This window comes from Paenibacillus alkaliterrae (assembly GCF_021532375.1).
Lineage (GTDB): Bacteria > Bacillota > Bacilli > Paenibacillales > Paenibacillaceae > Pristimantibacillus > Pristimantibacillus alkaliterrae.
In genome coordinates this window covers 1-13,068 of record NZ_JAKGAP010000108.1, presented here as the reverse complement: position 1 = coordinate 13,068, position 13,068 = coordinate 1, and the positions used below count along the sequence as shown (strand labels likewise).

Below are 13,068 nucleotides of genomic sequence, written 5' to 3'. Positions count from 1 at the left end.
CCCGCCTGTGGATAACCCTCAGATGGTATGTGCTATTTTTCACAGGTGGGGGAGTTTTAAATGCTCATGTGGGGGAATTTTCAGTTGACAATTACAAAGAAGTTTTCTCGCCTAACATTGGACGGGGAACCGCGTGATCCCATTGTATCCTCGGCTGGCGCACTCGGCCCCCTTACGCTCGTCCGGATCGACAACAAACGAGATTCATTGTTGTGGAACGAATTCATGGAACGCTACCATTACCTCGGGTATACGCCGCTACCCGGCGCCCAGATCCGCTACTTCATCCAGTCCTCCCATGGCTTGCTTGGCGCCATTGGATTTTCTGCTGCCGCTTGGAAGGTACAGCCGCGCGACACGTGGATCGGGTGGCCTGCTCCAGTTCGGAAGAAACAGTTGCACTTGATCGTGGGCAATTCCCGATTCTTAATTTTCCCTTGGGTTAACGTCAAAAATCTCGCTTCACGTATCCTCTCTCTGTGCGCCAAACAACTGCCTGGCGATTGGCAGCAAACGTATGGTTACACCCCTGTACTCTTGGAAACGTTCGTTGAGAAAGATCGATTCGCCGGTACTTGCTACAAAGCGGCCAACTGGACTTGGGTTGGCGTTACCAAAGGTCGGGGTAAACTCGACACGAATAAAGAATATGCTTTACCCGTTAAAGATGTTTACATGTATCCACTTCATAAGAAGTTCCGGCATCTTTTAACCCAGCCGATTTAAGCGGGTTCACTGAATACTTACGCCTGTTCACTAGCATCGCGGATAGCAGCGTCGTTAAAATACGGTTGGATCGTATCAAACCTGTAGTCGAATTTTAAAGGCATTTCAGGCTCTTTGTCGTCATCCTGGTCCAATACGCGGATGGGCGTATTCTGCGAACGTACCGCTCCATTCGCATCGGTTACCGACAGCTCAAGCGTATAGTTCTCAATTTCACCATAACCGCCGATCCGGTCCGGATGAATTTCGAGCAGGAAGTATTTACGCTCGTCCGCAGTCTCGAATGTTAGCGTTTTTTCAGCGCCGGTAGCGCTGAGCGTGCTTGGCCTGTCCATCATCAAGCGTGAAGTTCCTGTTGCCTTAATATCAATCGTTACGGGGTACACGGCATCCGCGGGAGGAGTTACGGACAGTTTCACATAGGGATTGGCAATGTACCCTTGCCAGTCTACCAGCTCAACGCCGTATTCATTGAGCGCTCTTCCGAAAATGTCTTCGATCATCGCTCCTTCTGCTACAGCATTTTTCGCATGTACAGGCTGCGCAGCCGAAACGGCGAATAAAGAAACGATCATAGTGATGCAAATGGTTAGGGACATCCATTTTCTCAATCTTTAAACCTCCTCAAAGTAACTTTTTTCGTCCATGGAAATGGTTTATTGTCTTGCCTCTTGCGGCATCGCCTCCTTATGCAGACTTTAAGCCCGGAGCTTGTTCCTTAACCGCTCCAAATCCCGTTCATAAAATACTTTTTCATGAAAGGGTAAGAAATTAAGAATCAATTTGTACACCTAGTTTCTTATATTGATCACTGTCTACCATCCGCAAGCCAAACACGCGGCGGATCCGTTTTCCTTCTCGAGCTTTAAACATAACGTTGACTTTCTCTTGGCCGTCTAATGCTGATGAAGGGAGCGGAAAGTTCACATTGTAGAACTTATCTTCTTCCGCAAAACCTTCCTGTATGTTAGTCAGCAGTTCCCCGTTTAAGAACACATCAAACACGCAATTAGGCATTTCTTGCGCCGATGTATAGGTAACAATCAACATCATTTCGCTTTCTGGTTTTACCTTCAAATCAAACGAAAACCAGCCGTCTTGGCCCGCCGTGCGGAATGGCCTCCTGTTTAACATGCCGACACGGGACGAACTGTCTCCTTGGAAATTATGATCCCGTTCAGGCTGCATTTCTCCCGGCTGCGTATAGTCAATCGTGCACTGTTCCAGCAGCTTCAGCTTTTCCATGACTTTCTTATAGTCGGCTTCAGCTATCGCCCAGCCTTCCGGCGTGAACAAGTCCCAGTAAACCGAATAGGAACGGTCGTACATCTTATAGAACGGTCTTAGTTCCACGTTACGCGGATAGCCGGCTTCCTTCATGGCGAAAGTTAACTTTTTATCAGGCACCGGTTCAAGCCATTCCTCAGGCCGTTTCCCTTTGGCAAGCAGGACAGGCGTATACAGAAAATCCAAAGCGTTAGAATCATCCTTAGCCCCAAGGTCACCAGCGAGCAGGACAGGACCGAAAAAAACAGCAGCCCGGTCAGGGTTATCCGGCATCGTCTCCAGCCGCAAGGACATCGGGATGACGATGCGAACGGCATCGCCGTCCAACCATAGACGGTTAATGGAGACAAACGAACCCGGTACTGCTTCAGTCTCTATTTTTTCACCGTTGACTTCGATCAATATGCCTTGCACCGCCCAGCAGGGATACCGGATTTGAAGGCTAAACGAAACGGGATTTATGCATGAAAGCTTAAGCATGATAAGGTCACTTGCAGGATACTGCGTTTCCTGAAGCAGCGAGACCCCTTTTTCTTTCCACGTTACTTTCGACTGAATATACTGATTCACATAAAGCTTGTCTTCGCTCTTAAAGTAAATCGAGTTCCCGTAGCTGGATTGGCTTTCCATGCCCGTGCCGATGCAGCAGGTAAAATTTTCGAACTTATCGTCAAAAATTTTATGCCCGCCCATCGCAAGCGACAGATAGTAGGTCAGACTTCCGGTTATCGGATTTTGAGAGGCAAGAATATGGTTAAATAGAGCCCGTTCATAGTAATCCGCCTCGTTAGCAGACGCTTTCCACTCAAACATATGCTTCGTTAATTTCAGCATATTGTACGTATTGCAGGTTTCGGTCGTGTACGGCCCCAGCCTGTCGTTAAAGGAATCCGGCTCGCCGAAATATTCGCCAAAACTGTTCCCGCCATTGGCGTAGGAATGGTGGTGAACGACCCGATCCCAGAAAAACTCGGCCGTATCGCGGCGTTTTTCGTCGCTTGTCAATTCATACTCTTTCGCCAATCCGATGAGCTTAGGAATTTGAGTATTCGCGTGCTTACCCGGCAAACAATCCACGTGCTCGGCCAGCGGATCCAATACAAGCTTATGCCAGAACCTTTCCGCCAGCCGCAAATATTTCGGCTCGTTCGTATCGGCATAAAGATCAGCCAAAACTTCGTTCATGCCGCCATATTCGCAAATCATCATCTCTTCCATCTGCTCGGCAGACAATGAAGAAAGAATGCCTTCAAGCCAATCTGCCAGCTTTCTTTCCACTAACAAAGCTTTCATATTGCCGGTCATTCTAAAGCCATCTCGAAGTCCCGCAAATAATTTATGAAGCGTATAAAGAGGCGCCCACGCTCCGTTCAAGTCAAATCCCTTGGATTGTATATTTCCGGATGCGACTTCCAGAAACACTTCCTTGCATCCCGGGATTCCGGAAACGTAACCGTCGCCGTGCTTGTTCTGGCAGAGCTCGAGCTCATCCGTTATATAATCCACTCTAGCTTTAAATTCCGCCTCCCCCAAAGAGGCATACATCATCGAGCACGCGGAAAAGTAGTGGCCTAACGTATGCCCGGATAAGCTTTCCGATTCCCAGCCTCCATATTGAGGCGCCTTAGGCTCTAATCCCGCATACTCCCTGAATCTGGCAAGCAGTCTGTCCGGTTCAAGATCCAATAGATACTGCCGGTTTACTTCCATCGCATGCTTAAATGGACCGTCAAGCAGCGTAACCTCGCTTAACTGAAACGGATGAGCTTCCCGTTTGATTTTGATGCTTGCATTCATCCCATTCTCATCCTTTCATACCGGTTAAAGTAATACCTTCGATAAAATAACGCTGTCCTATAAAAAACACGATGATAACTGGTAATATGACTACGGTAGAAGCCGCCATTAATAAATGCCACTGCGCACTATGAATCGATTGGAACATCTGAAGACCAAGAGCCAATGTGTATTTTTTCTCCTCGTTTAAATAAACCAACGGTCCCATGAAATCGTTCCATGAATTCATAAAGGAGAACAATCCGATAACGATCAAGGCAGGCTTCGACAAGGGAACGATAATTCGCATGAATATCGTCAATGGCCCCGCTCCGTCCACATATGCGGCTTCGTCCAAATCTCTCGGAATGCTCGTATAAAATTGGCGCAACAAAAAGATATCAAACGCCGATCCAAACCATGCCGGCAATATTAATGGCCAATAGGTATTAATTGAGTCGACCAATTTCCAACCAATGAAGGTCGGGATCAATGTAACCGCGCCTGGGAGCATCATGCTGGCAAGCAGCAGCGAAAAAAACAGGTTCTTTCCCGGCCAGTTCAGCCGTGCATAGCTGTATGCGCCAAGCGCGCTGCTTATAAGCGCACCCGCAAGACAACCAACCGTAATCATAAGCGTATTGCGGAAAAACCTGAAAAAATCGATGGATGTAAGCGCTTCTGCATAATTAGAAAATTGAAATGGTTCTGGAATCCACTTGGGAGGCATTTCAAAAATTTGGAGCGAAGTCATCATCGAACTGCGAATGAGCCAAAACAAAGGCAAGAGACAAAAAACGGCTCCTGCTATGAGAATCGAATAAACCATAATTTGAGAGATGCGCCTGCTCTTCTGCATATCAAGCTATACCTCGCTTTCATAAAACACCCAGGACTTGGATGTGCGGAAAAAGATCGCCGTTACGATGAGTATGATCATAAAGAGTATCCAGGCGATGGCAGAGGCATGTCCCATTTCGCCGAATTGGAAGGCTTCCCGGTAAATATAGTAGTTATAGAACAGACTGGCGTTGTTAGGGCCTCCCTGTGTCATAATGAGCGCCTCCGTAAATACCTGAAACGCTCCAATCGAACCCATAATCAAATTAAAGAAAATAATCGGCGTCATCATCGGTATCGTAATATTAAAAAATTTGCGCAATGCTCCCGCACCGTCCACGATCGCCGCTTCGTACAACGATCTTGGCACTCCTTGTAAACCGGCCAGGAAGATAATAATCGTGCTTCCCATTGCCCAAAGGCTCATAATGACAATGGAAGGAACGACCGTCTTCTCTGAATAAAGCCAATTCAGCGTCGGAATATGTAACGCTTCAAGAAAGCTGTTGAACAAGCCTAAATCAGGACTAAACAACCAAATCCAAATCATGGAAGACGCTACTGCAGGGACGATAACCGGAAGATAAAATATCGTGCGAAATATGGACTTGCCGCGGATAAAATCCAAATTAAGCAAGAATGCCGCCACAAACGAGAATACAAGTCCGAGAGGAACTCGTAGAATAACATATTTGAAGGTTACCCATAACGAGTTATAGAAATATGGATCCGTTCCATCGAATAGTCGAGTGTAATTATCGAAACCAATAAATTTAGGCGTGTTAACGGTTCGGTAGTCCGTGAAGCTAAGGATGAGACTGGTCAACATCGGTAAAATCGTGAAAAGCGTAAGTCCGAGAATGCTTGGCAGCGCAAATAGTATGCCAGCCGCAGCCATACGACGACGTTTGCGAATGATAAGAATCCCCCCTATCGTATGAATTGTTCGTATTTGTTCGTATTCTGGTCAAAGATCAGGCCGCAGCGTCACTGCGGCCCTAAACAAGGATTATCTGCCGTAATAACCCTGGATAAGCGGTTGCACTTTAGGTTCAATGCCTTTTAACGCTTCTTCGGCCGTTTGCTTGCCCGTCCAAACCAAGTCAAGCGCCGGGGTGACAAGTGCATTGATCTTGGCAAGGTTTTTCACTTCAAAGCCCGGAGTCCGAACGCCGTTTTCAAGCGTTTGCTTCATGAACGCATCCGTATAGCCTTCCGGATGCGCTTTATTTCCTGCTGCCCATTTGTTGATCAATTCCGGATCGGTGTACCAGTCTTTCTTGAGCGGCATCCATAATCCGCCTTCAATAAGCGGCAGAACCTGCTCCGGATCAGCCATATATTTATAAAGTAACCATGCTTCCTCAGGATGCTTCGTCGAGCTAAAGATGACCATTGGCGCGCCGTCAAGAAGGGTATTGCTTTCTTTCAGCTTAGGAAGGACTCCTACGCCCAGATTAAATTCCTGTTCGGCAAATGCTTGAAGCGCCCAGTTGCCGGATACGGTCATAGCGACCTTTTTCGTTTGCAGTGCCATATCCGGGAGACTCTTCGTTTGAAGAGGGGTAGGCGAAACATGGTGCACATACATTAAGTCAGCAAGTTTTTGGATGGCTTCGATACCTTCAGGCTGAGCAAGTCCGAATCCGGTACCATCTTCCGTTAAAAAGTTACCTCCATTGGAGACAACCGCAGCCATCATATTGTAAGGATCGTATTGGAAACCAAACTGTTTGATTTTATCGGGGTTAAATTCCGGATCCAGCGCATTCCGGCCTTTATCATCCAACGTTAACTTCTTGGCATATTCGATAAACGTATCCCAATCCCAGGCTTTGTCCGCTTCCGTAGGAGGCAGCTCCACCCCGGCTTCAAGCAACATATCCTTGTTATACATGAGTCCGTATCCTTGAACGGATATGCTCATCCCGATAATGTTTCCAGGTTCTGTCTCATACCATACTTGATCCAAATAATCTTCCTTCTTGAAATCGGGATCCTTTTCCATCAGAGGAGAAAGATTAAGCAGCTTGCCGTCCTCAGCCCAACTGAGCCCGCTCCCGGAGGTCATGTAACCCAGATCGGGCGCGACATTTCCTGCCACCATTGTCGTCAGTTTGGTTATATAATCGGCAGGAATGTGCATAGGCTCGACGTTGATTCCCGTTTTCTTCTCGAAGCGCTCAAGCGCCTCGGTGACCGTTTTCTTCTCGATTGTGGCGCCCCAGAAAGAAAACTTGAGCGTAATTTGTTCTCCCTCTTCGGTCTTGTTGGTGCCGTTTTTATTTGCGGGAGATTCTTCATTGCTTGAACAGGCTGTCAGCAATACTGTCATTGCAAGAACTGTTGATAAAGCTAATGCTGCGAAACGTTTAGTTTTTTTCATGCCCTCACCCTCCATCATTTTTACAAATCGTTTATATATTAAGTATAAAGAAGAGCACGTATAAATTAAATTCGAACATTTTTGTATAGGTGGAGGATATTTGTATTTTCTTAATCCTTTATGTGATAATAACTCGGTTCCGCAAGACGAAAGCCGACATCAAAGTGCATATGCGCTTGGCCTTTGTTGGCGAACAAGAGGTCATCCCGGAGAAAGCAACCGTAACCGTGGCCAAGAAAAATGACCGTACCCAGATGAACGAGCTCGTTCATGAGCCCGGCGTGACGTATATCTTTGATCGCGGTTATATCGACTATGCGGCATTTGATCGCTTTTGTCTTGACGGTATCTTTTTCGTGACACGCCTCAAGAACAATACGCATATCGAACCTTTGCAGGAGCTGGAAGTCCCGGAGGGCAGCGGCGTTTCCGCCGATGTGCTCGTCCGAATCGGCTCGCAGCAGAAGAAGATGAAGCATACGCTGCGGATGATTCAGACCGAAGATTCACAGGGTAACCTGCTCTTTCTGGTGACGAATCGATTCGATCTCACCTGCGATGAAATCAGTGAAATGTACCGTAGCCGCTGGGCCATCGAGACATTCTTCAAGTGGATGAAACAGCATTTGCAGATCAAGCATCTCTACGGCACCAGTGAACGCGCCGTGTACAACCAGGTCTGGATTTCACTCATTGCGTTCTGTTTGCTCGTACTCGTCAAGATGGAAACGAAAGTCGCACACAGCTTGTTGCAACTAACTCGCTGGCTCAAAGCGTTGCTCTGGAAGCCTTATTCAAAGTGGTTAGAGCTAATGAAATGAAAGCCAACCCGAACATCTGCTGGCCGACGACGGATCGAGTCTTCTTGAGCTTCATAAAGCAAGGTTAAATGACGCACATGAACATAAATACATAAAATCCCCAAATGAACAGAGCTACCTTTAAGAGCTGCTCGACCTTTTGGATCTTAGGTTGAAAAATCGTTTTCTTAATTTTCTGACCAATCGAGTTTTAGATTTTATGCAACGCTAGTGATGTTCCATAAATTCGAGGCCATCCATAATGGCATTTGAATATCCGTGAATATCAAATCGATAGAATGTACGTTCAGCGACAGGGCCGTATTTTCATTTTCTCAAGATCGCTTCGATTTGCACCCCCGTCCGTGCTCCGAAGGGGCTGGACTATTGCACAAAATTCCGGATGCGTACTAAAGACGACATTCAACGGCACATTCCCTAATGTCTGATGCCAGTATATCCACTCTATCCAGACTAGCGTCCCAAGAGAACATAAATCTCGCGCCGCCGCCGATAAAGGTATAGAAATTCCAGCCTTTCTCTCGAAGATTATTCAATACATAGTCAGGTGCTTCGAGAAACACTGCGTTGGCGTTTACCGGGAACATAAGTCTAATATTCTGCACGTCTTCAATCTGGCTGGCCAGACGCTGTGCGGCGTTATTGGCATGACGCGCATTTTTCAGCCATGCGCCTCCTTCCAGCATGCCGATCCACGGCGCGGATAAGAAACGCATTTTAGATGCCAGCTGCCCTGCCTGTTTACATCGATAATCGAAATCTTCGGCCAGATCACGGTTAAAGAACAAAATGGCTTCGCCAACGGCCATACCGTTCTTTGTGCCTCCGAAGCAAAGCACGTCAGCGCCAGCCCTCCAAGTTATATCCGACGGTTCACAGCCCAAGGATGCGCAGGCATTCGCAAACCGAGACCCGTCCATATGCAGGCGCAGATTCAGCTCCCGACATACCGCTGAGATGGCTTTGATTTCATCCACCGTATAGACTAGTCCTGTTTCGGTCGGCTGTGTAATCGTAACGACACGGGGTTTCGGATAGTGAATATCCTTCCGCTTGCCCGCAATTTCACGAATGGCTTCAGGCGTCAGCTTCCCGTCTGGCGTATTGGCAATTAATAGCTTGGAACCATTCGAGAAAAACTCCGGGGCGCCGCATTCGTCCGTCTCAACGTGAGCATAATCGGAACAGATGACGCTATGGTAGGATTGGCAGAGCGACGCAAGCGCCAGCGAGTTGGCCGCTGTACCGTTAAATACAAAAAACACTTCGCAATCCTCTTTTTGGAACAATGAACGGAAGCAATCCGACGAACGCTGCGTCCAATTATCATTACCGTAAGCTGCCGCATGGCCGCTGTTGGCTATCTCCATGGCGCTCCACGCCTCCGGACAAATTCCTGCGTAATTGTCGCTGGCGAATTGTTGATTGCTGAGATGAACTAATTTCATTGCAAAGAACCTCCCAAACGTGTTCGACTCTCCATCCTCTATGTAAGAGACAGGATAGTTCACATTCATATCTCAAATAATAACGAGTCCATTTTCCTGCCCCGTTGCATCACATCTGAACAACAAGAAAAGTTAAAGAGGAAAATGGAGCAGTTCAGCCAGGAAGAATTATAAAATATGAAATACAGAATCAAATCGAGTCCTTTCAAAATTAATATCGGGATTCGAAGTGGGCATACCTTCAGAAAACCAGGAGATTGTAGGGTATGCCAAAATTCTGGCAGAGTCGCAAACCTTATTTTACAATGGGGACCCTGAAATCGAAAAAGCCGTTGAACGGTTACATATTGAAAATCCGACTCAAAAAGTTCATGGAATGGATTTGGAGATATATTGTTATATCGAGAAAGCGAAGTCGAACATTTTATCTGCCATTTTATAGAACAATTATTTCCAATGACGCTTCAACTGCTTCGCCCCCATTATAAAAAAATGCAACCCGGATCGAGAGCTTCCGCTTCTCGTCAAGACTGCCTATACCAATTTATTTCGATAACTCCACGAAGCCTTCGCCGAACACGTCGCGAACGTCGTGTATGGTGAGGAAAGCGTCCTTGTCCGCGGCCTTCACGATTTTTTTAAGCTGTGAAATTTCCTGCTTGTTGATCACGATATAGAGCACTTCCTTCGCCACCTTCGTATAATACCCGTAGCCGGTCAGCACTGTCACGCCGCGGTCCATCAGAACGTTGACCTGCTGGGCGATTTCAGCATGATTTGTAGAAATGATCGTGACGGCTTTCTTCGGATTCACGCCCTCGATGATGAAATCCATCACCTTCGTCGCTATGTAGAGCATGACGATCGTCAGCATCAGCCTCTCCGCCCCAATCAGGAAGTAAGAGGAGCAGGCAACGAGCAGGTCGAAAAAAAGAAGCGCGTAGCTGATATTCCAGTCGAGGAACTTATGCGCGATTCGGGCGAGAATGACCGTCCCGGCGGTCGTGCCGCCTGCGCGGACGATGATGCCGATGCCGAACCCCGAAAAAATGCCGCCGAATATCGCGTTAACGATAATTTCGTCGGAGGCGATCGTCCAGCTTTCGGTCAAATGCAGGAAGAGCGAGTTGAAGGCAACCACCAGTATCGTATAGGCCGTCGTCGTTTTATCCAGAAATTTATAGCCTATGATCAGCAAAAACGAATTAATAATCAAATTGACAAGTCCCAGGGACCACTCAAACAAGTAGTAGAGTATGATCGTAATCCCTGTCACTCCGCCTTCGGCCAGTTCGTTCGGGATCACGAACAAATTAATGGCCAATGCGAATAGGAACGAACCCGCCATAAGTAACACGACGTCTACCAGTCTTTTTTTCATGATCTACCATCCTTAATCGAGCTTGGTGGAACCGGCGTCCGCCGCCCAAGAGCTCGCGAAGCACCTCTTCAACAAGCCGCGCGGCTTTTTTGAGCCGAACGATTTCGTAAAGCTTATTCAATCGTTCATTCATCGGCCTCAACCCATCCGTTCTTCATTACAGCTTCTGATCATCAATGCGATCAAGCCATGACTCGATGTCCTCTGTTACGCTTTCTACGCATCCGTCGGAAAATGGCGAAACGAGATTTCCAATCTCGAGCAACTCCAAGAACGACCGGCTGCCGCCCGCTTTGCACAAGGCCATATAATCGGACCACGCTGCTTGACGGTCCACGCTCGCTTTTTTCCAAAGCTGAACGGAACAAATGCGCGCCAAGGTGTAATCGACATAATAGAATGGCAGGCAGAATACATGTCCGTTCTGCAGCCAAAGATTGCCGCTTTCCAGAAAGTCGTTGCCCTCGTAATCGCGGTACGGCACATACTTTTTCTCGATATCGCGCCAAGCCCGTTTCCGGTCTGCAGGAGAAGCTTTCGGGTTCTCATAAACGAAATGCTGAAACTCGTCGTACGCAACACCGTTGGGAATGAAAAACAGCGCATCGCTCATATGGCTGAATCTGTACTTATCCGCATTCTCCGGGAAGAACAAATCCATCCAGGGCCAAGCGAAAAACTCCATGCTCATCGAATGGATTTCTCCGGCTTCCGCAGTCGGGAATTCGTACTCCGGCACCTTGTAATCCAGGCTGCAGAGGACTTGGAACGCGTGTCCCGCCTCATGCGTAAGCACATCGATATCGCTTGAAGTGCCGTTAAAATTGGCGAATATAAATGGGGCTTTGTATTTGCTGATTATCCCGCAATAGCCGCCGCCGGCCTTCCCTTTTTTACTGAGCAGATCCATAAGCTCGTTTTCGATCATCATGTCGAAAAACTCGCCGGTCTCGGGAGACAGTTCGGCATACATCGTTTTGCCGTTTTGCACAATTTGATCGGGATCGCCTTTCGGCTTCGCATTTCCGGTCTTGAAGCTGAACGAATCGTCGTAGTACCGGAGCGAATCGATCCCGATTCGCTTCCGCTGACGCTCCTTCAATTTCAAAGTTATCGGAACGATATATTTCCGGACCTTCTCGCGGAAGTTCGCCACATCCGCAGCGCTGTAGTCCGACCGCTTCAATCGGGCATATCCAAGCTCGACGAAATTGCTGTAACCCAGTTTATGGGCAATCTCCGTTCTTACCTTAACCAATTGATCGAATAGATCATCCAGCTCGGCCTCATGCTCGATAAAGAAAGAAGTTCTCGCTTCAAGCGCCTTCCTCCTAGTTTTCCGGTCGGTGGAAAGGGCGAAGGAAGCCAACTGGGGCAAGTTCCTTTCTTCTCCCTCGAACACGAATTTCGCCGATGCAATCAGGCTCGTATATTCGCTGCACAGCTTGTTTTCCCGCTGCAACAGCTCCACGATTTCCGGCGAAAATGTTTTAAGCGACATTTCCGCAATACGGAACAGCTGTTTGCCCCATCGTTGCTCCAGTTCGCTCCTGAATTTGGAACCGACCAAAGCTTTATAATAACGAGTGACGATGCCTTGGTAAATCGGGTTGGATTCGTCGTTAAAGTCCTGCTCGGCCTTATAGAACGGATCGGTTGTGTCAATCGTGTACCGGATATAAGCAATCCCGCACATAGACTCGTATTCAGTTCGCAGCTCGTGGATCTCTTCCATGATGGAAACTTGCTTTTCATAGCTTTCAGCTTCTTCGAACCGGCGAATGAATCCAACTATTTTCTTTTCCAGATCATGTATACTGGGTCTTTGATAGACGAAATCTTGAAATTTCATACGAATCATTCCCTTACTATGCGCAATCCGAATACTTCCCGTATTCTGCGCCCTGCATGGGCTCGGAAAGTAACGTTCGCCACGTTTTTCCCGTCAATGCTCGCTTCCGGGATCTTGTAATTCACATTGTAAAACTTATTCATTTCCTTCACGCCATCGACCGCGTCTGTTACCGGAACGTCATTCACGAGAATATCGAATTCAAACCATCCGTCTATGCTGGTATAACGATACGCCCGGTTAAGTATGGTGCCTGCTCCGGTATTACCGCCCTGGAAATTGTGGTCGCGTTCAGGCTGCATTTCCCCCGGTTGAACAAAATCAATCGTATTTTGCTCCAGAATACGCATGTTTTCTCGCGTAATTACGTACTCTTTCTCCGCTTTTTCCCAACATTCTTCGGTAAACAAATCCCAGTATACCGAGTACAGTTTATTATGCATCCGGTAAAAAAGAGGTTCTTCCCAGTTTAGCATGACTATTTGCTGTCAATCATTGTAGTAGAACCCTGAAGGGAGATACCATTGATGACGGAAAATGAGATATTTAAT

11 protein-coding genes are annotated in these 13,068 nt (G+C 47.4%); 2 read left to right on the top strand and 9 right to left on the bottom strand.

Annotation, left to right across the window (positions count from 1 at the left end; translation table 11 throughout):
- The first annotated feature begins 84 nt into the window (after nucleotides 1–84).
- Nucleotides 85–726: a DUF4338 domain-containing protein gene (locus L1N85_RS25810; protein WP_235241890.1), complete on the top strand. Its 642-nt coding sequence runs from the start codon at nucleotides 85–87 to the stop codon at nucleotides 724–726.
- A 17-nt stretch (nucleotides 727–743) separates the two neighbouring features.
- Here the strand turns inward: L1N85_RS25810 and L1N85_RS25805 are convergent, their stop codons facing one another.
- The 5 genes from L1N85_RS25805 to L1N85_RS25785 form a co-directional block, all read right to left on the bottom strand.
- The gene (locus L1N85_RS25805) at nucleotides 744–1,337 is read right to left on the bottom strand and encodes a hypothetical protein (RefSeq protein WP_235241889.1); all 594 of its coding nucleotides are present in this window, start codon (nucleotides 1,335–1,337) and stop codon (nucleotides 744–746) included.
- A gap of 160 nt (nucleotides 1,338–1,497) precedes the next feature.
- Nucleotides 1,498–3,810, bottom strand: coding sequence for a glycoside hydrolase family 127 protein (locus tag L1N85_RS25800; protein ID WP_235241888.1), 2,313 nt, complete (start codon nucleotides 3,808–3,810; stop codon nucleotides 1,498–1,500).
- 7 nt (nucleotides 3,811–3,817) lie between these two features.
- Nucleotides 3,818–4,648, bottom strand: a complete 831-nt coding sequence (locus tag L1N85_RS25795) for a carbohydrate ABC transporter permease (RefSeq protein WP_235241887.1) — start codon at nucleotides 4,646–4,648, stop codon at nucleotides 3,818–3,820.
- Nucleotides 4,649–4,654: 6 nt separating this feature from the next.
- Nucleotides 4,655–5,527 carry a carbohydrate ABC transporter permease gene (locus tag L1N85_RS25790; RefSeq protein ID WP_235241886.1) on the bottom strand — a complete coding sequence of 291 codons (873 nt, stop codon included), beginning with the start codon at nucleotides 5,525–5,527 and terminating at the stop codon, nucleotides 4,655–4,657.
- A gap of 111 nt (nucleotides 5,528–5,638) precedes the next feature.
- Nucleotides 5,639–7,015 (bottom strand): ABC transporter substrate-binding protein, encoded by a 1,377-nt coding sequence (locus tag L1N85_RS25785; protein WP_235241885.1) that lies wholly within the window; start codon nucleotides 7,013–7,015, stop codon nucleotides 5,639–5,641.
- Between the two features lie 89 nt (nucleotides 7,016–7,104).
- Between L1N85_RS25785 and L1N85_RS25780 the strand changes: the two genes are divergently transcribed.
- Nucleotides 7,105–7,836, top strand: coding sequence for an IS4 family transposase (locus L1N85_RS25780; protein ID WP_328285296.1), 732 nt, complete (start codon nucleotides 7,105–7,107; stop codon nucleotides 7,834–7,836).
- Nucleotides 7,837–8,225: 389 nt separating this feature from the next.
- On the opposite strand, the gene L1N85_RS25775 is transcribed toward L1N85_RS25780, so the two are convergent.
- From L1N85_RS25775 to L1N85_RS25760, 4 genes are all read right to left on the bottom strand, one after another.
- Nucleotides 8,226–9,284, bottom strand: coding sequence for a threonine aldolase family protein (locus tag L1N85_RS25775; protein ID WP_235241884.1), 1,059 nt, complete (start codon nucleotides 9,282–9,284; stop codon nucleotides 8,226–8,228).
- 544 nt (nucleotides 9,285–9,828) lie between these two features.
- Nucleotides 9,829–10,665 carry a YitT family protein gene (locus L1N85_RS25770; protein ID WP_235241883.1) on the bottom strand — a complete coding sequence of 279 codons (837 nt, stop codon included), beginning with the start codon at nucleotides 10,663–10,665 and terminating at the stop codon, nucleotides 9,829–9,831.
- 157 nt (nucleotides 10,666–10,822) lie between these two features.
- Complete coding sequence (locus L1N85_RS25765; RefSeq protein ID WP_235241882.1) at nucleotides 10,823–12,517, bottom strand: M3 family oligoendopeptidase; 1,695 nt, start codon at nucleotides 12,515–12,517, stop codon at nucleotides 10,823–10,825.
- Nucleotides 12,518–12,522: 5 nt separating this feature from the next.
- Nucleotides 12,523–12,960: a DUF6805 domain-containing protein gene (locus L1N85_RS25760; protein WP_235241881.1), complete on the bottom strand. Its 438-nt coding sequence runs from the start codon at nucleotides 12,958–12,960 to the stop codon at nucleotides 12,523–12,525.
- Between the last annotated feature and the right edge of the window lie 108 nt (nucleotides 12,961–13,068).

Excerpts from the sequence above, each read along its gene's own strand:
- L1N85_RS25770 (WP_235241883.1), bottom strand. The coding sequence starts at position 10,665 with ATGAAAAAAAGACTGGTAGACGTCGTGTTACTTATGGCGGGTTCGTTC.
- L1N85_RS25785 (WP_235241885.1), bottom strand. The coding sequence starts at position 7,015 with ATGAAAAAAACTAAACGTTTCGCAGCATTAGCTTTATCAACAGTTCTT.
- L1N85_RS25765 (WP_235241882.1), bottom strand. The coding sequence starts at position 12,517 with ATGAAATTTCAAGATTTCGTCTATCAAAGACCCAGTATACATGATCTG.
- L1N85_RS25800 (WP_235241888.1), bottom strand. The coding sequence starts at position 3,810 with ATGAATGCAAGCATCAAAATCAAACGGGAAGCTCATCCGTTTCAGTTA.
- L1N85_RS25760 (WP_235241881.1), bottom strand. The coding sequence starts at position 12,960 with ATGCATAATAAACTGTACTCGGTATACTGGGATTTGTTTACCGAAGAA.
- L1N85_RS25795 (WP_235241887.1), bottom strand. The coding sequence starts at position 4,648 with ATGCAGAAGAGCAGGCGCATCTCTCAAATTATGGTTTATTCGATTCTC.
- L1N85_RS25775 (WP_235241884.1), bottom strand. The coding sequence starts at position 9,284 with ATGAAATTAGTTCATCTCAGCAATCAACAATTCGCCAGCGACAATTAC.
- L1N85_RS25790 (WP_235241886.1), bottom strand. The coding sequence starts at position 5,527 with ATGGCTGCGGCTGGCATACTATTTGCGCTGCCAAGCATTCTCGGACTT.